Source organism: Telluria sp. ZB2R32 (assembly GCF_059685715.1).
The window spans coordinates 460216-480983 of record NZ_JCASIG010000005.1; the positions used below are offsets into that span (position 1 = coordinate 460216).

Annotated in this window: 24 protein-coding genes; 14 read left to right on the forward strand and 10 right to left on the reverse strand. The window is 67.3% G+C overall.

Annotation, left to right across the window (positions count from 1 at the left end):
• Positions 1-17 precede the first annotated feature (17 nt).
• On the forward strand, positions 18-2120 hold the full coding sequence (locus AC56LG_RS17185) for a putative bifunctional diguanylate cyclase/phosphodiesterase (RefSeq protein ID WP_497167278.1): 2103 nt from the start codon (positions 18-20) through the stop codon (positions 2118-2120).
• A gap of 155 nt (positions 2121-2275) precedes the next feature.
• Here AC56LG_RS17185 and AC56LG_RS17190 read toward each other — a convergent pair whose 3' ends face one another.
• The 3 genes from AC56LG_RS17190 to AC56LG_RS17200 form a co-directional block, all read right to left on the reverse strand.
• Positions 2276-2794, reverse strand: a complete 519-nt coding sequence (locus tag AC56LG_RS17190) for an ankyrin repeat domain-containing protein (protein WP_497167279.1) — start codon at positions 2792-2794, stop codon at positions 2276-2278.
• Positions 2795-2911: 117 nt separating this feature from the next.
• Positions 2912-3457, reverse strand: coding sequence for a M23 family metallopeptidase (locus AC56LG_RS17195; RefSeq protein WP_497167280.1), 546 nt, complete (start codon positions 3455-3457; stop codon positions 2912-2914).
• 129 nt (positions 3458-3586) lie between these two features.
• Positions 3587-3982: a hypothetical protein gene (locus AC56LG_RS17200; protein WP_497167281.1), complete on the reverse strand. Its 396-nt coding sequence runs from the start codon at positions 3980-3982 to the stop codon at positions 3587-3589.
• 241 nt (positions 3983-4223) lie between these two features.
• On the opposite strand from AC56LG_RS17200, the gene AC56LG_RS17205 reads away from it, so the two are divergent.
• The 5 genes from AC56LG_RS17205 (at position 4224) to AC56LG_RS17225 (ending at position 7395) form a co-directional block, all read left to right on the forward strand.
• Positions 4224-4580, forward strand: coding sequence for a YciI family protein (locus AC56LG_RS17205; RefSeq protein WP_497167282.1), 357 nt, complete (start codon positions 4224-4226; stop codon positions 4578-4580).
• A 107-nt stretch (positions 4581-4687) separates the two neighbouring features.
• On the forward strand, positions 4688-5113 hold the full coding sequence (locus AC56LG_RS17210; protein WP_497167283.1) for a YciI family protein: 426 nt from the start codon (positions 4688-4690) through the stop codon (positions 5111-5113).
• A gap of 9 nt (positions 5114-5122) precedes the next feature.
• Positions 5123-5659, forward strand: a complete 537-nt coding sequence (locus AC56LG_RS17215; RefSeq protein ID WP_497167284.1) for an SRPBCC family protein — start codon at positions 5123-5125, stop codon at positions 5657-5659.
• A gap of 24 nt (positions 5660-5683) precedes the next feature.
• Positions 5684-6109 (forward strand): VOC family protein, encoded by a 426-nt coding sequence (locus AC56LG_RS17220; protein ID WP_497167285.1) that lies wholly within the window; start codon positions 5684-5686, stop codon positions 6107-6109.
• The gene (locus tag AC56LG_RS17225) at positions 6106-7395 is read left to right on the forward strand and encodes an RNA polymerase sigma factor (RefSeq protein ID WP_497167286.1); all 1290 of its coding nucleotides are present in this window, start codon (positions 6106-6108) and stop codon (positions 7393-7395) included. Before AC56LG_RS17220 ends, AC56LG_RS17225 begins: the two co-directional genes overlap by 4 nt.
• Before the next feature lie 241 nt (positions 7396-7636).
• On the opposite strand, the gene AC56LG_RS17230 is transcribed toward AC56LG_RS17225, so the two are convergent.
• Entirely contained in the window at positions 7637-8023 is a 387-nt protein-coding gene (locus tag AC56LG_RS17230) for a cupin domain-containing protein (RefSeq protein ID WP_497167287.1), read from the reverse strand.
• Between the two features lie 196 nt (positions 8024-8219).
• Here AC56LG_RS17230 and AC56LG_RS17235 point away from each other — a divergent pair, with 196 nt between their 5' ends.
• The 4 genes from AC56LG_RS17235 to AC56LG_RS17250 are packed head-to-tail and all read left to right on the forward strand — an operon-like array spanning position 8220 to position 11214.
• Positions 8220-9053 (forward strand): ABC transporter substrate-binding protein, encoded by an 834-nt coding sequence (locus tag AC56LG_RS17235; protein ID WP_497167288.1) that lies wholly within the window; start codon positions 8220-8222, stop codon positions 9051-9053.
• Positions 9054-9063: 10 nt separating this feature from the next.
• A complete protein-coding gene (locus AC56LG_RS17240; protein ID WP_497167289.1) occupies positions 9064-9759 on the forward strand; it encodes an amino acid ABC transporter permease in 696 nt (231 codons plus the stop codon).
• Between the two features lie 7 nt (positions 9760-9766).
• Positions 9767-10489, forward strand: a complete 723-nt coding sequence (locus tag AC56LG_RS17245; protein ID WP_497167290.1) for an amino acid ABC transporter permease — start codon at positions 9767-9769, stop codon at positions 10487-10489.
• Positions 10486-11214, forward strand: coding sequence for an amino acid ABC transporter ATP-binding protein (locus tag AC56LG_RS17250; RefSeq protein ID WP_497167291.1), 729 nt, complete (start codon positions 10486-10488; stop codon positions 11212-11214). The genes AC56LG_RS17245 and AC56LG_RS17250 overlap by 4 nt, the downstream gene beginning before the upstream one ends.
• Here AC56LG_RS17250 and xth read toward each other — a convergent pair whose 3' ends face one another.
• A complete protein-coding gene (gene xth / locus AC56LG_RS17255; protein WP_497167292.1) occupies positions 11215-12024 on the reverse strand; it encodes an exodeoxyribonuclease III in 810 nt (269 codons plus the stop codon).
• Between the two features lie 191 nt (positions 12025-12215).
• Between xth and AC56LG_RS17260 the strand changes: the two genes are divergently transcribed.
• The 3 genes from AC56LG_RS17260 (at position 12216) to AC56LG_RS17270 (ending at position 14259) form a co-directional block, all read left to right on the forward strand.
• Positions 12216-12734, forward strand: a complete 519-nt coding sequence (locus tag AC56LG_RS17260; protein ID WP_497167293.1) for a hypothetical protein — start codon at positions 12216-12218, stop codon at positions 12732-12734.
• Between the two features lie 133 nt (positions 12735-12867).
• Complete coding sequence (locus tag AC56LG_RS17265) at positions 12868-13842, forward strand: IS1595 family transposase (protein WP_497167294.1); 975 nt, start codon at positions 12868-12870, stop codon at positions 13840-13842.
• Positions 13843-13950: 108 nt separating this feature from the next.
• Positions 13951-14259 (forward strand): hypothetical protein, encoded by a 309-nt coding sequence (locus tag AC56LG_RS17270; RefSeq protein WP_497167295.1) that lies wholly within the window; start codon positions 13951-13953, stop codon positions 14257-14259.
• 42 nt (positions 14260-14301) lie between these two features.
• Here AC56LG_RS17270 and AC56LG_RS17275 read toward each other — a convergent pair whose 3' ends face one another.
• From AC56LG_RS17275 to AC56LG_RS17295, 5 genes are all read right to left on the reverse strand, one after another.
• Positions 14302-15423 carry a metallophosphoesterase gene (locus AC56LG_RS17275; protein ID WP_497167296.1) on the reverse strand — a complete coding sequence of 374 codons (1122 nt, stop codon included), beginning with the start codon at positions 15421-15423 and terminating at the stop codon, positions 14302-14304.
• Between the two features lie 12 nt (positions 15424-15435).
• Complete coding sequence (locus tag AC56LG_RS17280; RefSeq protein WP_497167297.1) at positions 15436-16404, reverse strand: MYG1 family protein; 969 nt, start codon at positions 16402-16404, stop codon at positions 15436-15438.
• A gap of 338 nt (positions 16405-16742) precedes the next feature.
• Entirely contained in the window at positions 16743-17696 is a 954-nt protein-coding gene (locus tag AC56LG_RS17285) for an alpha/beta fold hydrolase (protein WP_497167298.1), read from the reverse strand.
• Positions 17693-18502, reverse strand: coding sequence for an SDR family NAD(P)-dependent oxidoreductase (locus AC56LG_RS17290; protein ID WP_497167299.1), 810 nt, complete (start codon positions 18500-18502; stop codon positions 17693-17695). Before AC56LG_RS17290 ends, AC56LG_RS17285 begins: the two co-directional genes overlap by 4 nt.
• On the reverse strand, positions 18499-19977 hold the full coding sequence (locus tag AC56LG_RS17295; RefSeq protein WP_497167300.1) for a flavin-containing monooxygenase: 1479 nt from the start codon (positions 19975-19977) through the stop codon (positions 18499-18501). Before AC56LG_RS17295 ends, AC56LG_RS17290 begins: the two co-directional genes overlap by 4 nt.
• Before the next feature lie 86 nt (positions 19978-20063).
• Between AC56LG_RS17295 and AC56LG_RS17300 the strand changes: the two genes are divergently transcribed.
• Positions 20064-20696, forward strand: a complete 633-nt coding sequence (locus AC56LG_RS17300) for a TetR/AcrR family transcriptional regulator (protein ID WP_497167301.1) — start codon at positions 20064-20066, stop codon at positions 20694-20696.
• Positions 20697-20768 lie beyond the last annotated feature (72 nt).

Consider the following 20768-nt stretch of genomic DNA (forward strand, 5'->3'; position numbering starts at 1 on the left):
CAGGGAGGCAAGGCAGGATGAACACAGGGCAGAAAGGCGCTCCGCTGGAGGCCGATCCAGGCGCCGCCGACGGTCCGGACCCGGTCCAGCTGCGGCGCCTGTGGACGCTCGTCGACAACCTGGACGTCTGCTTCTACGTGAAGGACCTGGACGGGCGCTACCTGTTCGCCAACAAGGCGCTGGGCGCGGTATTCGGAGCCGATCCCGCGCACATTCTCCACCAGAACGACGCCCCCTTCGTCGACCTGGCCGCGTCCGGCATTGGCGCCACCGACCAGCAAGTCCTGGCGAAGGGGGAAAAGATCGCCGCCGACGAACAGGTCTGCCTGGCCAACGGCGAGTGCCGCATGTTCCGCAGCGTCAAACTGCCCCTGTTCGACGCTGCGCACCGTGTCGTCGGCCTGTGCGGCATCTCGACCGACATCACCGAGCAGCGCCGCGCCGTCGACGAACTCATCGAGCGTAACGACCTGCTCAACACCATTCTCTCCAACGTCGACGCAGCCATCTACGTGAAGGATGCGCAGGGACGGTATCTGTATGCCAACGGCCCGGTGCTGGCGCTGTATGCACGCGAGCTCCCCGACCTGATCGGCCGCACCGACCGCGAGCTGATGCCCGTCGATGCCGCCGCGCGCGTGGCCGAATACGATGCCGAGGTGCTGGCCGGCGCGGGCGACGAGGTGCGCGAGGAAACCATCGTCGGCGCCGACGGCGGCAAGCACCATTTCCGCTCGCGCAAGGTCAAGCTGCGCCTGCCCGGCCAGCCCACCTGCCTGATCGGCTTTTCGACCGAGATCACCGAGCTGCGCGGCCTGCGCACCCGGCTCGAACAGGAACGCGTCACCGATTCGCTCACGGGCCTGGCGAACCGCCTGATGTTCGAGTCGGCGCTCGAGGAGCAGCTGGTCATGGCGGCGCTGGGCGGGGTCCGGCTGGCGGTGGTGATCATCGACCTCGACCAGTTCAAGTACATCAACAACAACTTCGGCCAGGCCATCGGCGACCAGCTGATCCAGCTGGTCGGCCAGCGCCTGCAGAAGTGCAACGTGACCCTGGGCAGCCTGGCGCGGCTGTCGGGCGACGAGTTCGCGTTCACGCTGCCGCAGGCGGCCACGGTGGAGGAGGTGGCGCACCGGGTCGAGCAGATCCGCGCCTACCTGGCGCAACCCTATCCGGTGCTGCGCCAGCCGCTGCACCTGACCTTCAGCGCCGGCGTCGCGCTGTCGCGCGGCAGCCTGCACGGCGCCGCCGAACTGCTCGGGCGCGCCGAAGCGGCGATGTACTCGGCCAAGGACAACGGGCGCGACCAGTACCGCTTCTATTCGCCCGAACTCGGCTCGACCGTGACCGAGCGCGTCGAACTCGAGCGCGACCTGCGCGCCGCCGTCGGCACCGGCGCCTTCGCGCTGCACTACCAGCCGAAGATGCGGCGCGACGGCAGCATCGCCGGCTTCGAGGCGCTGATCCGCTGGGACCGTCCCGGCGTCGGCCTGGTCGCACCCGACAATTTCATTCCGCTGGCCGAGCAACTGGGCCTGCTGCTGCACCTGGGACGCTGGGTGATCGAGCAGGCCTGCCGCCAGATCGCCGCCTGGCGCGACGCCGGCCTCGGCACGATCCCGATCGCAGTCAACCTGTCGACCAGCCAGCTGACCAGCGCGGCGCTGCCCGACTACGTGTTCGACCTGATGCGCGAGCACGGCATCGAACCCGGCTGCCTGGAAATGGAACTGACCGAATCGATGATGATGTCCGACCCGGATCTCGCCATCGCCATCCTGCACCGCCTGCGCGGCGGCGGCGTGGCGCTTTCCATCGACGACTTCGGCACCGGCTTTTCGTCGATGTCCTACCTGCGCCAGCTGCCGGTGAACTACCTCAAGCTCGACCGCTCCTTCGTACGCAACTGCGCGGTCGATGCCAAGGACGCCGACCTCTGCGCCGGCATCATGGCGCTCGCGCACAAGCTCGACATGCACGTGGTGGCCGAGGGCGTGGAAACGCTCGAGCAGCACCGCACGCTGGCGGACTGCGATTGCGACCTGTTCCAGGGATTCCTGTTCAGCCGGCCGATGGCGGCCGGGGCGGCGACGGAGTTTTTGCGGCGGACACACTGATGCCGTAACGCCGTTGTAGGGTGGGCTCTCGAGCCCACGCGGTATGACGGATGATCGGTGGATGCCACTGCAACACCTTGGACGCAGGCATCGCGGCTTTCGTTCGACGTCGCGATTTGACTACGCCTGCGTCCGCGTGGGCTCAAGAGCCCACCCTACGATGCGCGACCGTCGAGGTGCTCGTTGAGGAACGCCACCGCTTCGACCGCGCCCATCTTCGCGGCCGCTTCCCGAATGGATATGCCGGCCGCGTCAAGCACCCGCGGATCGGCCCCATGCGCGATCAGCATGCGCATCATCTCCACGCGGTTGAACATGGCGGCGATCATCAGCGCCGTCTTGCCGTTCGGCCCGGCTGCATCGACCTGCGCGCCGCATTCCAGCAGCAGCGTCACCACCGCGGCGTCGCCCTTGAAGGCGGCCCCGGCCAGCGGCGTCTGGCCGGCGTCGTTCAGCAGTTCCGGATCGGCGCCGTGCTCGAGCAGGACGCGCGCGGTATCGACGTGCCCGTGGTAGCAGGCCAGCATCAGCAAGCCGTCGCCGCGCTCGTTGCGCAGGTTGGCGGGCAAGCCCTGTCCCAGCAGCGTCGCCAGTTCCGCAGTCTCGCCAGTGCGCGCATACTGAAACACCCGCCGCGCGAACGCGAGGGTATCGTCGTCGAGTTCACCTGACATGAGGATGGCTCCTTCGTAGTTGTGTTGGCCGTAGCGTACCGTAGGGTGGGCACGGGTGCCCACGCGGACGTGCTGACGCAATGGCTTGACGCCCCCGTCAGTCCGCCCCGCCAGCCATCACGGCGCGTCCGCCACCGCCACCCGCGGCCTGGCCTTCAACAACGGATACGGATTGATCGCCCCATCCGCCTCATAAATCCCGTAATGCAGATGCGGCGGCGTCCCCTTGGCATTGCCCGTGTCGCCCACATACCCCAGCACCGTCCCCGCCCGCACGCGCTCGCCGTTCTCGATGTCGGCATAGCGATCCAGGTGGGCATAGTAATGGCGCTGGCCGCCCGGCCCCAGCACCCAGACCACTTGCCCGCCGAGGCGGTTGGTCGACACGCGCAGCACCACGCCCTCCGTCGCGGCGATCACCGCCGTGCCGCGTTTGGCGAAAATGTCGATACCCTCGTGCTTGCGGCCCTCGCTGCGCGCGCCGCCCCAGGTGTCGCGCAGGCCGCGCGGCTCGACGCCGCGCACCGGTACCGGCAAGGCGCCTGGTGCCGGCATCGACGCCAGGCGCATCGCGTACAGCATGTTCTTGATGTAGGGGCCGAAGAAGGCATAGCCGCCCAGCAGCAGGACCGCGAGCAGGGCGCCGCGCAGCAGAAATCGCATCGGGTCTCCAGGGTAGCTGGCAAAGTGGCCAGTGGAACGGCGCAGACGCGCCGATCGAACGCCCCGGCCTCAAGCGGAGCATTCGCGGTTGTTTGGGCGCGCCCGGGAAGCGCGCCGTGTGTAGCCGGCTTACTGCTCCTTGCCCATCACATCCTGGTCGAGGCTGTGACCGAGCGCATTGCCGCCCCCGTTGCCCGACTGGCTGCTTCCTTGCGCACTCTGCTGGTTGCCGCCGCTCTGGCTGCCCTGGCTCGATTGCGACTGACCGGATTGCGACTGGCTGCCGGCGCGCCCGCGCGTGCCGCGCCCAAGCGCCGGCGTGGTGTCGCCGTCGTCCGGTTCGGCCGCTTGGCGGTTGCCTGCGCGATAGCCGCTGTCGTCCGGCGCCGGCATGCCGATGCCGCCATCGCGCGTGCCCGTGTTCAGGTTGCCGGTGGTGCCGGTGATGCCGGCACTGCTGGTGCCGACGCCCGTCAGTTCGTCGTAGTTGCGGCCTTTCGTGCCCTTGCCTTTGTTCTCGCCCATTGCTGCCTCCTGCTGTCGGTGATTGGTTCCCTCATGGTAAAGCCGGGCCAACAATGGACAATAGGCGCATGCGAGACTGCCTTGTAGGAGCAATCGCACGCGATGTCATCAATCGCAGTGGACGGGCGGCGCGCACGATTGACGCGGCCGGGCAGGGCGCGGTCTCACCCATGCTTTACTCGACCGGCGCCGCGTTGCATACTGCTTGTTCCAATGTCTACATTCATTGATGGGAGAGTCGATGTCGTACATGTTGCTGATCCATGAAGCCGTCGGCCAGCGCGCCACCCGCAGCGAGGCCGAAGGGCGCGTGCTTTACGACCGTATGCTGGCCTTTGGCGACACCCTGCGTGAAGAGGGTGTGCTGCTGGGTGCGCAGTCGCTGGCGCCGCAGAGCCGCGCCACCCGGGTCCGGGTCGAGGGCGGCAAGGCGCGTGCGGTCGATGGCCCCTTTGCCGAAGCCAAGGAAATGATTGGCGGCTTTTTCCATGTGGATGTCGCGACCCATGCCGAAGCGGTGGCGCTGGCGGCGCGCTGCCCGGCGGCCGAATGGGCGACGGTCGAGGTGCGTGCGCTGGCGCCCTGTTACGAAAGCTGAAAAAAATTTTCTGTGGCGTGTCGATTTCCGGCTAGCTGCTTCGTCGTGTGTATGAACCGCCCAGCGCGCGGCATGCGCCGCGCCCGGTCCACACAGAGGAGAACAGCATGCGTTACATGATTATCGTCAAGGCCACCCCCGAATCCGAAGCCGGCTGCATGCCGGGCGAAGACTTGCTGGCCGCGATGGCCGATTACCACGGCGAACTGGCGCGCGCTGGCGTGCTGCTCGACGCCAGCGGCCTGCACCCGTCCAGCCAGGGCTGGCGCATCCGCTACCAGGGGAAGGAACGCAGCATCGTCGACGGCCCCTTCACCGAATCGAAGGAGATGATCGCCGGCTACACCATGATCAGCGTGCGCACCCCCGAAGAAGCACTGGAATGGGCGCGCCGCTTCCCGAACCCGCGCGGCGACGGTCTCGAGGCTGAGATCGAGGTACGCCGCGTGTTCGAGCTCGACGATTTTCCGCAGACCGAGACGCTGGAACGCTTCCGGGCGCTCGAAGCCGGCCAGCCTTCTTTGAATGCCTGAGAGGACGCCATGATCCTCCTCCTCATCGCCGCCGGCGTCGCTGGCGCCGTCGTGCTGGCGGCGGCGCGCCGGCCTGACACGTTCCGCGTCGAGCGCAGCATCCACATCGCGGCGCCGCCCGACAAAATCCAGCCAATGATCAGCGACCTGCGCCGCTTCAATACCTGGAACCCGTTCGCCGACAAGGGTCCGCAGCAACTGACCTACACCGGCCCCGAGAGCGGCGCCGGCGCCACCAGCCACTTCGCCGGCGCGCGCGCGGCCGGGCGCGGCAGCCTGGCCGTGCTCGACGCCACACCGGGCAAGGTGACGATGCTGTTGAGCATGACGGCGCCGCTGCGCTGCGAAAACACCATCGAATTCCTGCTTTCGCCCGGCGTGGGCGGTACCGAAGTCACCTGGACCATGCAGGGGCGCAGCCCGTTCATCGCCAAGCTGATGGGGCTCGTCGTCGATACCGACCGCATGTGCGGATGCGATTTCGAGACCGGACTGGCCGCGCTCAAAGCACAAGCCGAAGCACAGGACGCGCGCAGCGCAGCCTGAGCCCACCATACAAGAGGAGACACCATGCACAAGCAGATTTACGTCAACCTGGCAGTCGAGGACCTGGCGCGCAGCCGCGCATTCTTTACCCGCCTCGGCTTCGAATTCGATCCCCGGTTTACCAACGACGACGGCGTCTGCATGATCGTCGGCGAAAACATCTACGCCATGCTGCTGCGTAAACCCTTCTTCCAGAGCTTTACCAACAAGCCGGTGACCGACGCGCGGGAAAGCACCGAAGTGCTGATCGCGCTCTCCTGCGAAAGCCGCGAGGAAGTCGATGCGCTGGTGGCCAAGGCAATCGACGCCGGCGGGCGCGCGCCCAATCCGAAGCAGGAATACCCCTTCATGTACGGGCACGGCTTCGAGGATCTCGACGGGCACATCTGGGAATTGTCGTGGATGGATGCGGCCGGCGTAGGCTTGAGTTTGGTACCGGCGCAGCCGTGACGCGCGCCAAGGTCGACCAGGCCATCGGCGCCGTCTGGCGCATCGAGTCGGCGAAAATCGTCGCCGGCGTGGCGCGCCTGGTGCGCGACATCGGCCTGGCTGAAGAACTGGCTGGCGACGCGCTGGTGGCCGCGCTCGAACACTGGCCAGTCTCCGGCATTCCCGACAACCCCGGCGCCTGGCTGATGCGCACGGCGAAGAACGCGGCGCTCGACCACCTGCGCCGCGATAAATCCTTTCGCGAAAAATGCGTGCAGATCGGCCACGACCTGGAAGCGCAGGAGGCGCATATTGTGCCGGACTTCGTCGATGACCTCGACGCGGCGCGCAACGACGTCGTCCACGACGACCTGCTGCGCCTGATGTTCACCGCTTGCCACCCGATCCTCTCGACCGAGGCGCGGGTGGCGCTGACGCTGAAGCTGCTGGGCGGCCTGTCCACCGTTGAGATCGCGCGCGCCTTCCTGGTGCCCGAGCCGACCATCGCCCAGCGCATCGTGCGCGCCAAGCGCAGCCTGGGCCAGGCGCGCGTGCCCTTCGAACTGCCGGCACCAGGCGAGCTGGAAGAACGGCTCGGTTCGGTGCTGGAAGTCGTCTACCTGGTCTTCAATGAAGGCTATACCGCCACCGCCGGCGAGGACTGGATGCGCCCGGCGCTGATGGAAGAAGCGCTGCGCCTGGGGCGCATGCTGGCCGCACTGGCGCCGCGCGAGCCGGAAGCGCAAGGCCTGGCCGCGCTGATGGAACTGCAGGCCTCGCGCGCCGCGGCGCGGGTCGACCGCGCCGGCAAGCCGGTGCTGCTGCTGGACCAGGACCGCACACGCTGGGACGGCATCCTGATCCGGCGCGGCCTGGCGGCGCTGGCGCGCGCCCGGCTGCTGGGCGGGCAGGGGCCGTATGCGCTACAGGCCGCCATCGCCGCCTGCCATGCGCGTGCGCGCACGGCGGACGAAACCGACTGGGCCCGTATCGCGGCGCTGTACGGCGACTTGGCGCGCGTCAGCCCGTCGCCGGTGGTCGAACTGAACCGCGCTGTGGCGGTCGGCATGGCCGAGGGGCCGGCGGCCGGGCTGGCGCTGGTCGACGCGCTGGCGCAGGACGCCGCCCTGGAGCGTTACCAGTGGCTGCCGAGCGTGCGTGGGGATTTGCTGGAAAAGCTGGGCCGGCGGCCTGAGGCCGCGGCCGAGTTCGCGCGCGCGGCGCGGATGGCGACGAATGTGCGCGAGCGGGATTTGCTGCTGGAGCGGGCGCGGGTGAATGCGGAGAACGGCCGGCCGGCGATTTGACCGGCATGCCGTTTCCCCTCGCGGCGCATGTGCATCGTCGATCGACGGGTTTGCACACGCCGTAACGCGGGCATGCCTGCCCTACACGTCGGCCGTCGTGTACCGTAGGGTGGGCGTGCCCACGCGTGTGTGCGGGTGCATTGGCATAGCGTCCCCATGCCCGGCGCAGGGGCACGCCGTTGTTTCATGGGTTTGCACATGCTGCACGGCGGGCATGCCCGCCCTGCGCCGGGCGAGCCGCTCAATGGCCGTGCTCTTCCTCAAACTTGTCCGCTTCGGCCTTGGTCGCATGCACGATCCCGTCCGGATGCTCTGGCGGGGTGTACAGGGTGTACAGGCGCAGGGGTTCGGTGGTCGAGGTATTGATGACGTTGTGCTCGGTGCCGGCCGGGATCACGACAGCGACGCCGTCTTCCAGCGCGTGCTCTTCGCCGTCGAGGATGGCCACGCCCGTGCCCTGTTCGACCCGGATGAACTGGTCGTGGCCTTCGTGGTGTTCGCTGCCGATTTCCTCGCCCGCCTGCAGGGTCATGATCACCAGCTGGCTGCGCTGGGTCGTGTACAGGACTTCGCGGAAGTTGTTACCGGCCAGGGTTTTTTCTTCGATGTTGATGCTGTAGCCCGACATGTTTTCTCCAATCAAAAGGCCGGCGCCGCTCACACCGGGCGCCGGGGTGTCTTGATTGTATAGCACGGGTCGAAGCGCTGCCCGGCGACGCTTCTTTATGCCCGTTGAACATGTTCTTATAGGAATTCGATCCTTCGCGGCGTCATTCACCTGACATATAATCTCCGGTTCGTTTATTCACGCTATTGGAGTTCCCATGGCCACCCGCCGCACCCTGCTTGCCTGCGCGATCGCGCTGTCCGCCCAATTCGGCCTTGCCGCCGTCGCCCACGCCGACCAGCTGGCCGACATCAAGAAGAAGGGCGAGATCGTCTTCGGCGTGCTCGGCACCGATGAGCCGAACAGCTTCATCGACCCGAAAACGCGCGAACTGGTCGGCTACGAGATCGACCTGGCGCGCGCCGTGGCGAAGAAGATCGGCGTCAAACCCGTGTTCAAGCAGATGTCGGTCGCCGCGCGCATCCCGGAGCTGCAGCAGGGCCACGTCGACGTGCTGGCCGCCACGCTGACCCACAACAAGGAGCGCGAGTCGCAGGTCGATTTCGCGCTGACCCACTTCGTCACCGGCTCGAAAGTCATGGTACGCAGCGCCAGCGGCATCACCGCGCTGCCGCAACTGGCGGGCAGGAAGGTCGTCACCGTCCGCGGCGGCACCCAGGAAACCAATATCCGCGCCGCCGTTCCGACCGCGACTGTCGTCACCTTCGAGAATACCCAGCAAGCCTTCCAGGCCCTGCAGCAGGGCAAGGGCATCGCCTACGTCAACGACGAATCTTCGCTGCTGGCCGATTACGGCAAGCTCGGTCCGAACGCGAAAAACTTCACGATCCTGCCGAACAGCATCGGCGTGGAATCGATCGCGCTCGGCCTGCGCAAGGGAGAAAAGGGCTTGAAGACCGTCGTCGACGCCACCCTGCGCGAGCTGGAAGCGAGCGGCGGCGCGAGTGCCTTGTTCAACAAGTGGTATGGCCCGGGCACGCGCCCGAACATGGCCAAGCGCGCCTTCACCATCCATACCGACAAGATCTGAGTAGTCTGCCTTGACGTTTTTCGACGCAAACCTGCTGCGGTCGGGCGAATACCACGACTGGCTGGTGCAGGGTTTCATCCTGTCGCTGCAACTGCTGGGCGCCAGCTTCGTCATCGCGCTGCCGCTGGGCGTGGCGATCGCGCTGATGCGCACCTCGCCCAGCGCGCCGCTGCGCGCCGTTGGCGCCAGCCTGGTCGAGGGCATCCGCAACGTGCCGCTGCTGGCGCACCTGCTGTTCTGGTATTTCGCCTTTCCCGAACTGCTGCCCGAGACCGTCAAGCTGGCGCTCTACGACAGCAATCCCGAATTCATCTGCGCCACGATCGCACTCGCGCTGTACGCCGGCGTGCACATGGCCGAAGACATCCGCAGCGGCATCCGCGCCGTGCCCGCCGTCCAGATGGAAGCGGCGCGTTCGCTCGGCCTTGGGCGCATCGCGGCCCTGCGCCTGGTGCTGCTGCCGCAAAGTATCCGCATCGCCGTGCCGCCGCTGCTGTCGCAGACCGTCAACCTGTGGAAGGACACCAGTGTCGCCACCGTGATCGGCGCGGCCGAGATGATGTACCAGGCCGCGCGCGTGGAGACGGCCACCTTCCGCAGCGTCGAAGCCTTCACCTTTGCGACGCTGGCCTACCTGACGGTGTCGCTGGCGATCTCGCTGGCGGCGCAGCTGTACGCGCGCCGCTTCCCGGTGCGCACTGTATGAGACCGGCATGATCGAACTGATTCAAGACTACTGGCTCTACTTCCTGGTCGGCCAATACCCGAACGGGCCGCTCGGCGGCTTGTCGCTGACGATCCTGCTGTCCGCCGCGGCGCTGGTGCTGGCCATGCCGCTCGGCCTGCTGCTCGGTGTAGCCCGCGTCAGCCCATTGCGTGCCGTGCGCTGGCCGGTGGCCGTGCTGGTGCAGGTGGTGCGCGCCGTGCCGCTGCTGCTGGTCGTGTTCTGGGCCTACTTCTTCCTGCCCGCCGTGACGGGCGTGAAGACCGGCCAGGCCGCCACCATGCTGATGACGCTGGTGCTGTTCGACGCCGTCTACCTGGCGGAGATCGTCAAAGCGGGTATCCAGTCGCTGCCGAAGGGGCAGCTCGAAGGCGCGCGTTCGCTCGGTCTGTCGTACCCGCAAGCGCTGCGCCTGGTGATCCTGCCGCAGGCGCTGCGCCACGTGTCGCCGTCGCTGGTGAGCCAGCTGGTGGCGACCATCAAGGCCACTTCGCTCGGCTACATCATCGGCCTGTCCGAAGTCTCCTTCATCGCCACCCAGGTCAACACGCTGGTGTTCACCAAGGCGGTCGAGGTGTACATCATCCTGGCGGCGACCTACTTCATCCTGTGCTTCGGACTCTCGCGCCTCGCCTTCCTGCTCGAACGGCGCCTGAACCGGCGCCCGGACGCGGCACATGCTTCTGTATCGGTACCAAAGGTTTCTCTATGATCCAGCTCGACGGCGTCAACAAGTGGTACGGCCAGTATCACGCCCTGGTCGACGTGTCGGAACACGTCGCCAAAAACGAAGTGGTGGTGGTCTGCGGCCCGTCGGGTTCGGGCAAGTCGACCCTGATCCGCACCCTGAACCGCCTCGAGGAAATCGACGGCGGCCGCATCGTCATCGACGGGCGCGACATCCATGCGCCCGGCCTCGACGTCAACGCGCTGCGCGCCGGGATCGGCTTCGTGTTCCAGCACTTTAATCTGTTCCCGCACCTGAGCGCGCTGGAAAACTGCATGCTGGCGCCGGTGAACCTGAGGCGCGCCAGCAAGGCCGAGGCGCGTGCCTATGCGCTGGAACTGCTCGACGGCGTCGGCCTCGCGCACAAGGCGGACGCCTATCCGCACGAACTCTCCGGCGGCCAGCAGCAGCGCGTGGCGATTGCGCGCGCGCTGGCGATGCGTCCGCCGGTCATGCTGTTCGACGAACCGACTAGCGCGCTCGACCCGGAAATGGTCGGCGAAGTGCTGGGTGTGATGCGCCGCCTGGCCGGGCAGGGCATGACCATGGTCTGCGTGACCCACGAGATGGGCTTTGCGCGCGACGTGGCCGACCGCATCCTGTTCATGAGCGAAGGCCGCATCCTCGAACGCGCCGCGCCGGAAGATTTTTTTACTCACCCCACCCATCCGCGCGCGCAGCAGTTCCTGGCCGACCGCAGCGGGCGCTGACTACGCCTTCTTCCCCGCCTTCTGCGGCGCCAGCGCGCTCAAGTCCAGTTCGATCCAGGTCGGCACGTGGTCGCTCGGCTTCTCGCGGCCGCGAATGTCGTGGTCGGTGCCGGCCGCGCGCAGCGCCGGCGCCAGCGCGGGACTGAGCAGCAGGTGGTCGATGCGCAGGCCGGCATTGCGCCCGTAGGCGTTGCGGAAGTAATCGTAAAACGTGTAGATGACTTCGTCCGGGTGCATGCTGCGCAGCGAGTCGGTCCAGCCCTGGTTCACCAGCCGGTGGAAGGCTTCGCGCGACTCGGGGCGGAATAATGCGTCGGTCAGCCAGCGCTCCGGCTTGTAGACGTCGAGTTCGGTCGGCATGACGTTGTAATCGCCCGCCATCACCACCGGCGCGCCCGTTTCCAGCAGCTGCGCCGCACGCGCGATCAGGCGCTCCATCCAGGCCAGCTTGTAGTCGAACTTCGGTCCCGGCGCCGGATTGCCGTTCGGCAGATATAGGCAAGCCACCACCAGTTCGCCCACCACCGCTTCCAGGTAGCGGCTCTGGTCGTCGCTATCGTCGCCCGGCAAGCCGCGCGTGACTTCGACCGGATCGCTGCCGCGCGCCAGGATGGCGACGCCGTTCCAGCTCTTTTGCCCATGCCAGATCGCGCCATAGCCGGCGCCATTGATCTCGGCCAGCGGGAAGCGTTCCTGCGGCGACTTCAGTTCTTGCAGGCAGACGACGTCCGGCTGTTTTTCTTCGAGGTATTCAAGCAGGCGCGGCAGGCGGCTGCCGATGCCGTTGATGTTGAAAGTGGCGACGCGCATTTTCTCTCCGTTGTAGTGGCCTAGTGACGTTATCTCAGCCGCGCTGTAACCGGCGCACGCCAGCCTGTCAATGTTGCCTCGAAAACATGTATCTTGAGAACGACAGATCGCTTCAAATACTGCTGAGCGTGCGTGGTAACTTTTATAAAAAATATATTATTATTAAATCTTTCTTAACTTCGGAGACACACATGTTCACTTCCTTCCTGCGCACGATTGCCCGTCCAGCTGCCGTTTCCCTCCTGCTGGCTGCTTCGGCCTCGGCATCGGCAGGGGGCTGGGTCACCCAACAACTCGAGGTCGAAGGCACGCTGGTCGAAGCCGTCGGCCCGAACGACAAATGCTTCTCGAAATTCGGCGGCACCATCAGCGGCCACGGCACCAGCGCCCTGATGGGCGGCAAAGTCGTGTTCATCGCCACCGACTGCATCACCCCGATCGGCCCGCTGTTCCACTTCAGCAATGGTAAATTCATCGTCATGACCACCGAAGGCGACCAGATCTTCGCCAACTACAGCGGCCAGTTCGTGCCGACCGGCAAAGGCGCGGAATACGTCTTCTCCGGCGCGACCTTCCAGGTCACCGGCGGCACCGGCAAGTACTCGAAGATCACCGGCGGCGGCATGCTGACCGGCGGTGAAGACATGGTCACGGGCGCCGGCAACATCAAATTGTCGGGCCGCGTGATGTATCTGTCGAACAAGAAATAATTCGCGATACCTCTTCGAACGGCGCCTCGACGGCGCCGTTTTTTTTGGCGCTGTCACCGTTCGCTATGGATGAGGATTGAACTGCTGAGCTCTTGCACGGTCGAACCCGTATCGCCATCGATATGGAGCTGCCATGAAAGCGCCAGGGTTCAAGAAGTGGTTCGCGGCATTGCCGACACTCAACCAGCCGCAGCGGCTACGGGTGCTCGATGCCTTGCGGCCGGCGGCCGGGTTGCAGCAGTTGCTCGCACTGATCGAACAATTGCGCGGACCCGGGCGCCGCTGCCCGCATTGCCGCTGTCCCGGCTGGCACCGCCATGGCCGCGCGAACGGCCTGCAGCGCTATCGCTGCCGCGGGTGCCGGCGCACCTTCAACGACCTCACCGGCACGCCGCTGGCACGGCTGAGCCTGCGCGCCAAATGGCTCGATTACCTCGATGCGCTGCGCGCGTCGCGCCCGGTGCGCGCAGCGGCAGAGCACGTGGAGGTGCACCGGAATACCGCATTCAGATGGCGCCACCGGTTTCTCGACCGGGTCAAGGACGACCGGCCGGTGTGCCTGAACGGCATCGTCGAGGCCGACGAAATGTTTCTACGCGAGTCGCAGAAAGGATCGCGCAAGCTCGACCGGGCGCCGCGCAGGCGTGGTGGCGCGGCGGCAAAGCGCGGTATCTCGCGCGAGCTCGACTGCATCCTCGTAGCCCGTGACCGCAGCGGCCAGACCATCGACGCCGTGACCGGGCGCGGCGCCCTGAGCAAGGCGCAACTCGAGCACCACTTGCTGCCCCACCTCGACCGGCAAGTGCTATTGGTCACCGACGCGCATGCGGCCTACCGCGCGTTCGCGCGGGCGCACGGGATTGCGCACCAGGCCGTCAACCTGCGCGCCGGCGAACGCGTCCGCCGCGAGGCCGCGGGCGCCATTCACGTGCAGAACGTGAATGCCTGGCATCGCCGCTTTCGCGAATGGCTGGCGCGGTTTCACGGGGTCGCGTCGCGTTATCTGCCGAATTACCTGGGCTGGCGCCGCGCGCTCGATGGTGGAAAGGTCACTTCCGCCGATCAATTGCTGCGTCTGACCATCGGCCCCATCAACAGTGAACGGTGACAGCGCCTTTTTTTTCGCCGCCGTTTTCTCCCGTGCGCCGACTGGCCTCCGATGCTGGCACTCTATGATGTAACTGTGCTAACTAACTGAGCGAACGAGGAGAACATCATGTCGACACAAGACGATAAAAAGGACGTCCAGGGCCGCTCCTGGGACCAGATCACCCAGAACGGCACCAGCAGCGCCGGCAGCGTAGGCGTGGGCGGCACCGGCGACAGCGGCAAGCTGCAGCGCGAGGGCAGCGAGCAATCGGCCAGCCGCACCGACGACCTGCTCGACGACGGTTCGTCGCAAGTGGGCGATACCGGCTTTTCGCGCGGCAGTGGCCAGATCCAGACCGGGCTCGAAGGCATCGGCAACCTGACCGGCGGCGCGAAGGGGAATCAGCAGTCGGACAAGGAGGAAGAAAAACGCTGAGCCGCACGAACCAATGCCTGGCGGCGCAGGCTCAGCCCGGGTTCAACGCGGCGCGCGCAGCGTGATCTTGACGATCTCGCCTGGCTGCCACAGGCGCATGCGCGGTCCCCAGCTACCGGCGCCGCGGCTGATGACGAGCTTCATCGGCCCGACGGCGTGCTGGCCGACCAGTTGCGGAAAACGCTGCTGCACCAGGTAGCTGAACGGCCAGATCTGGCCGCCGTGGGTGTGCCCGGACAGCATCAGGCCGACGCCGCGCGCTGCCGCCATCTCGATGACAGGTGCAGCCGGGATATGCGAGAGCAGGATCGTCGCTGCGGCGTTCGGCGAATCGGCCGACGCCGGCAGCACGTCGGCCAGTCCGGTCGTGAGCTCGGCGCCGCCGCGCATGCGGCTGCCGACATCCTCGATCCCGGCCAGCACCAGGCCCGGCGCCAGTTCCGCGCGCCTGTCGCGCAGCCAGCGCACGCCGCCTTCCTCGAATTCGCGCACCGTCGTCTCGGCGTCGCCATAGAACTCGTGGTTGCCGGTCACGGCCCAGACCCCGCGCGGCGCCTTCAAGCCGCGTAATACCTCTGCCAGGCGCGGTTCGCCCAGCGGATTGTCCTCGACCTGGTCGCCGACCATCAGCACGGCGGCCGGTTGCAAGGCGTTGATCTGCGCGACCCGCTTCTCCATCCAGTCGGCGCGGCGCTGGGCGCCCAGGTGCAGGTCGGTCACCATCGCGAGGACGGTGCCGTCCAGCCGTGGCGGCAGGTGCGGCATGACCACTTCCTGCTCGACGATGACCGGTGCACGCACGCCCTGGAAGATCGCAAAGGCGGACAGCAGCATCCCGGCCAGCGCGCCGATGCCGAGCACCCGCTGCACCCGCGCGCGCCACCAGAAGCCGAAGCCGGTGACCAGGTCGGCCGGCAGCAGGCACAGGGTCATCACGAACAGGATGCCGAGCCAGGTCAGCGCGAACTGCCCCGGCCACCAGCGCCAGTCGATCGCTTCGTCGCCCAGGTGTACGCCGCCCAGGTAGACCAGCCAGAGCGCCAGCGCGCCCAGCCACCAGGCCCCGGGCCGCACGCGCGTGCGCACCGGATCGAGGCGGTACAGGCGATGGGCGACGTAGAAGTGGAACAGGCTGCCGATGATGTTCAGGACGATCGAAAACATGGCACTCCGGGATCAGCAGGCGTGGCCGGGCACGACCGGAAAGGCAACATCCTCCAGCGCCAGACGGGCCAGCGCGCGGATGCCTTCGTACGACTTGGCGGCGGCGATGAAGCGGCCGTTATGGCAGAAGGTCGCATCGGGCACGCCGGTCACGCGCGCCAGGTCGGCGTCGCGCAGGCCGGCCCAGGACTCGGGCAGGTCGGCCCTGGCGTCGAAACTGTCGGCGCTGACCGGCACCGCGTGGATCATGTAGCGCTGCTCGGCGATGCTGTGGCTGATCACGAACAGCACCTTCGGCATCTCCTTGCGTACGACGGCGGTCCAGGGCAAAGCGCCATTGTTCAGGAACAGGAGCTTGCCGCCTTCGAGCACTTCGGCATTGCGCACCTGTTCCAGCGCGAGCAGGGCGCCGACCCGGTACTTGACCGAGTTGACCATGATCTCGGTAAGGAAGGCCATCGCCTTGCGGAACTGGCTCAGGCGGTAGGCGTCGGATGCTTCGCCGTAGCCGAGCCGCTCTTCGTCCATCCAGTTGGGATTGAAGCCGGAAACCACCGCCGACAGGCCATACCCGCCGGGCGCGTTCTTGGCCGCGCCGACGTCGGAGAGATCGAGGTACTGGACGATGTCGGCGTCGATCGCATAGGCCATCTGCTGGGCCGCCTCCAGGCCCAGCGTGCGCCCGCTGTGCTCGAGCGCGAGCGCCGCCACGCAACGCGCGCCGTATTCGCGCCACACCAGGCCGGCGCTGGCATACGGCACGCCGGTCTGGCGCGCGGTGGCGAAGCCCTTCTGGTGATGGTCGAAGCGGCCTGTGGCCGGATCGTGGATGCCGCCGACGTCGATCGCAAAATCGGCCGCTTCGATCGTGGCCGTGTCGCGCGTGCGCACCAGGTGGCTGTCCGGATACAGGATGAACAGGACGGCAACCGCCCAGGCGTCGTCCGCGTGAAATTTGCCGCTATGCGTTACCACTACCATGCCACACTCCCATCTGAACCTGTCGAACGGCCAGCCGGCGCGCCGCCGGCTGGCCTGGAAGACAGATGATAACGGTTCAGGCGCGCGCACGTGCAAATGGGCGGAGAAGGGCACGCGGCGCGTGTCGGTTGGCGGTTGACGTCACGTATGCCGGAGACGCACATAAGGCGGGCATGCCCGCCCTACGGTGCACAACGACAAAGCGCCGTTGTATGGGATAGGCGCGGCCCGCAGGGCGGGCATGCCCGCCGGCGATGCAACGCGAAGCCCGAACAGATGGGATGATCGCGGTCCGTAGGGCGGGCATGCCCGCCGGTGAGGGAACGCGGATGGATCGATCAGGCCGCGGCCGGCACAGCGAGGCGGGCGCAGCGCGCCACGAAATCGGCCACCACCTCCGGCTGGGTCACCGGCAGCATATGGCCCCCGTCGACCAGCTCCAGGCGCAGGCCCGGCACCTTGTCGGCCAGGGCCTGGCCGTGCTGGCACCAGTCGAGGATGGCGTCGGCGCGGCCGTACAGCACGCTAGTGGGCAGCGCCAGCTGACCGTAGCGGGCGACCAGCGCCGGCATGTGGGCGGGCAGGGCTTGCATGTCGGCGGACGCCGCGAGGAACTGGCGCGGGCGCAGGCTGAGCATGCCGCCGCCGCGTACCGGGAAGTCGCGCGGCGCGCGTTCCGGGGCGAACACGGCGGCCAGCACCTTGCTGCCGCCGGCGATCGACGCCGGCGTGGCCAGGGTCCAGGCGAACAGCTTGCGCAGCAGGGGCGAGCCGATCGCCAGCGCCTTGAACACCTGCGGCGGCGCCGTCTGCACATGGGTCAGCGGCGCCACCAGGGCCAGCGCGCCGACCCGGTCCGGATGCGCGAGCGCCAGCGTGAGCGCGACCGCGCCGCCCAGCGAGTGCCCGGCCACGGTCGGGCGTTCCAGTCCGAGCGTGTCGATCAGCGCGGCCAGCGCCGCGGCCTGGGCCGGGAGGTCGGCCGCCGTGCCCGGATGGCGTTGCGAATAGCCCGAACCGGGCCGGTCGACCGCGACTACACGGTGATCGCGCGCCAGCGACTCGAACACGCCATAGTCGAAATGCGCGCTCTGGCCGCCCAGCCCGTGGATCAGCAGAACCGCCGGTCCGCTGCCGGCCTCGCGCACGTGCAGGCGCGCGCCGGGCACGTCGACGAAACTGCCGCGCGGCGGCAGGTAGGTTTCGATGCGGCGCGCGGTGCGTGCCGTGAACCAGCCCAGGCCGGCGAGGACCAGGGCCACAAGGGCCGGCAGGAACAGGAGGATCTTCATCGGGCCGTCGCTTTCTTGAGGATGCGCCAGTAATTCACCGGCGACAGGCGTTCCAGGATCGAGACCACCTTGGCGTCGGTGCCGACCAGGATGCGCGAGCGGCGTCCTTCGATACCGCGCGCGATGATCTCGCCGGCCGCCGCCGGCGCCAGGCGCAACAGCTTTTCGGCTTGCGCGCGTCCCTGCGCGATTTCATCAATGGGCGTGTCCGCCGGCACGCGTGCGTTGCGCGCGATTCCCGTGGCCACGCCGCCCGGATGGACCACGCTCACGGCCACCGTGCTGCCTTCGAGCTCATGGCGCAGCGCATTGGAAAAGCCGCGCACGGCGAACTTGCTGGCCGAGTAGGCGGCCTGTCCCGGCGGCGAGACGATGCCGTAGATGCTCGAGACGTTGACGATGCGCGCCTCGTCGCTGCGGCGCAGCAGCGGCAAGAAGGCGCGCGTCATGCGCACCACGCCGTTGAAGTTGATGTCCATCAGCCAGTCGAAGTCTTCTTCGCTGACCTGTTCGAAGCTGCCACCCAGGGCCACGCCGGCATTGTTGATCAGGAGGTCGACGCGTTTGTGGGCGTCGTGCACCCGGCCCGGGAGGGCGCGCACGGCTTCGCGGTCGGCCACGTCGAGCGGATGGGTGGTGATGCGCACGCCGAGGTTGGCCAGCAGCGCCGCGGTCTCGGCCAGGCCGGCGGCGTCGATGTCGGCCAGCGCGAGGTGGCAATGGCGGCGCGCCAGTGCGAGCGCGGTGGCGCGGCCGATGCCGCCGCCGGCGCCGGTCAGCACGGCGACCCGGTTCGATACATTCATGGCAGGCTTCCTTTCGGTCCAAAGCGCATCACGCCGTCGGCGATGCGTCCAAAGCGGATGGTGAACATGTCTTGCAGGTAGTTCTGGTATACCTGCCAGGGGTGGCGCGAACCCTGCTGCGGCAGCAGCGACCGGGCGCGCTGCACGTAGCCGGAGGTGAAGCTGAGGAAAGGCTCGGGCGTAACGCCGGCTTCGCGCCGCACCACGGCGATCGCCTGGCCCTTGCGGTCCATGTAGGCCAGCAGGCGGCATACCCAGGCCGCGGTCAGGTCGGCTTTCAGCGTCCACGACGCATTGGTGTAGCCGAAGGTCATCACGCTGTTGGGCAGTTCGCTCAGCATCATGCCCTTGTAGGCCATGTGCGCGCTCGACTCGTAGGCTTGGCCGTCGACCTCGATGCGCGCGCCGCCCAGCACCGACAGCGACAGGCCGGTGGCCATCACGACGACGTCGGCCGCCAGTTCGCGGCCGGATTTCAGCAGGATGCCGCTTGGGGTGAAGCGCGCGATGTGGTCGGTGACGACTTCGGCGCGCCCGCCGCGCAAGGCGCGGAACAGGTCGCCGTCGGGCACAACGCAGACGCGCTGGTCCCAGGGTTTGTAGTTCGGCGTGAAGTGAGCGACGTCGACGCTTGGTCCCAGCGCGTGCGCGGCCATCGCGACGATCTTCTTCTTCGCCAGCTCCGGCTTGCCGCGCGCGATGCGGTACAACAGCATCGATTCGGCGATCACGCGCCAGCGCGTGGCCCAGTAGGCCAGCTTCGGCGGCAGCCGTTTTTGTAGCCGGCGCGCGAAGCGGTATTCGGACGGGCGCGCCACCACATAGCTCGGCGAGCGCTGCAGCATGGTCACGTGCGCGGCCGTGGCGGCCATCGCCGGCACCAGGGTCACGGCGGTGGCGCCGCTGCCGATCACCACCACGCGCTTGCCGGCGTAGTCGAGGTCCTGCGGCCAGAATTGCGGCTGCACGATGCGGCCCTGGTAATCGTCTTCGCCGTCGAAGCGCGGGCGGTAGGCCTTGTCGTAGTCGTAGTAGCCGCTGCACATGTACAGGAAGCGCGTACGCAGCGTCCTGAGCCCGGCGCCGACCTGCGCCTCGACCGTCCACAGCGCTTGCGCGCTCGACCAGGATGCGCGCACGACCTTGTGTTCGAAACGGATGTGCGGTTCGATGCCGTGGCTGTGCGCCGTCTCGCGGATGTAGGCGCGGATCGACGGTCCGTCGGCGATCGCCTTGGCGTCGACCCAGGGCTTGAAGCCGTAGCCGAGCGTGTACATGTCGGAGTCGGAGCGGATGCCGGGATAGCGGAACAGGTCCCAGGTGCCGCCGATGGCGGCGCGCGCTTCGAGGATCGCATAGCGCTTGCCGGGCAGGCGCTCCTGCAGCATGGCGGCGGCGCCGATGCCGGACAGGCCGGCGCCGACGATCAGGACGTCGAGGATGTCGCCGTCGCCAGCGCGGGGAGGAGTGTGCATTGTCTCGGCTTATCGGGCTGATACGTACATTTGACACACTATATTGTCACATTTGTTGCGATAAGTAAATATGGCAAAATAGCGGAATGAACCAAGAACCGACGGCGACCCGGGCCTACCGCGGCGTCTCTCCCGAGCAGCGCCGTGCCGAGCGGCGCGCCAAACTGATCGCCGCCGCGATTGCCGTGTACGGCGAGCGCGGCTACCGCCAGGCCACCGTCAAGGCCGTGTGCGAAGCGGCCGGCCTGACCGAGCGTTATTTCTACGAATCCTTCGAGAACAGCGAGCAGTTGCTGGTCACCTCGTTCAATGCGGTGACCTACGCCGTGTTCGACCAGATCACCACCGCCGCGCGCGGCGCCGGCCGCGGACGCACCGCGCGCGCGCGCGCCATGCTCGACGCCTATTTCAGTGCGTTGCAGCGCGAGCCGGCGTCGGCGCGCGTCTACCTGGTCGAGATCCGCGGCGTCAGCCGGGCGGTGGACAAGGCTTTCGATGCCGCCCTGCGCGCGATCGGCGCCGAAGTGGCGCGCCAGATGGCGCCCGCCGATGCACCCTCGGACGAGCTGCTCGAAGCCGGCATCGTCGGCGGCGTGATGCACATCGCCCTGCGCTGGATCGACAATGGCTACCAGCCGCCGCTGGCGCAGGTGACCGATGCCGCGCTGCGGCTCGGGATGGTGCTGGCGCGTCCGCGCGCAAAGACAGCGGCTGAGTAGCAATGCGTGGCGGATGTGCTACAGATGAGCAGCAGCTGAGCGAGAGTCGGTCGGCATAGTCGTGTTTTGTGG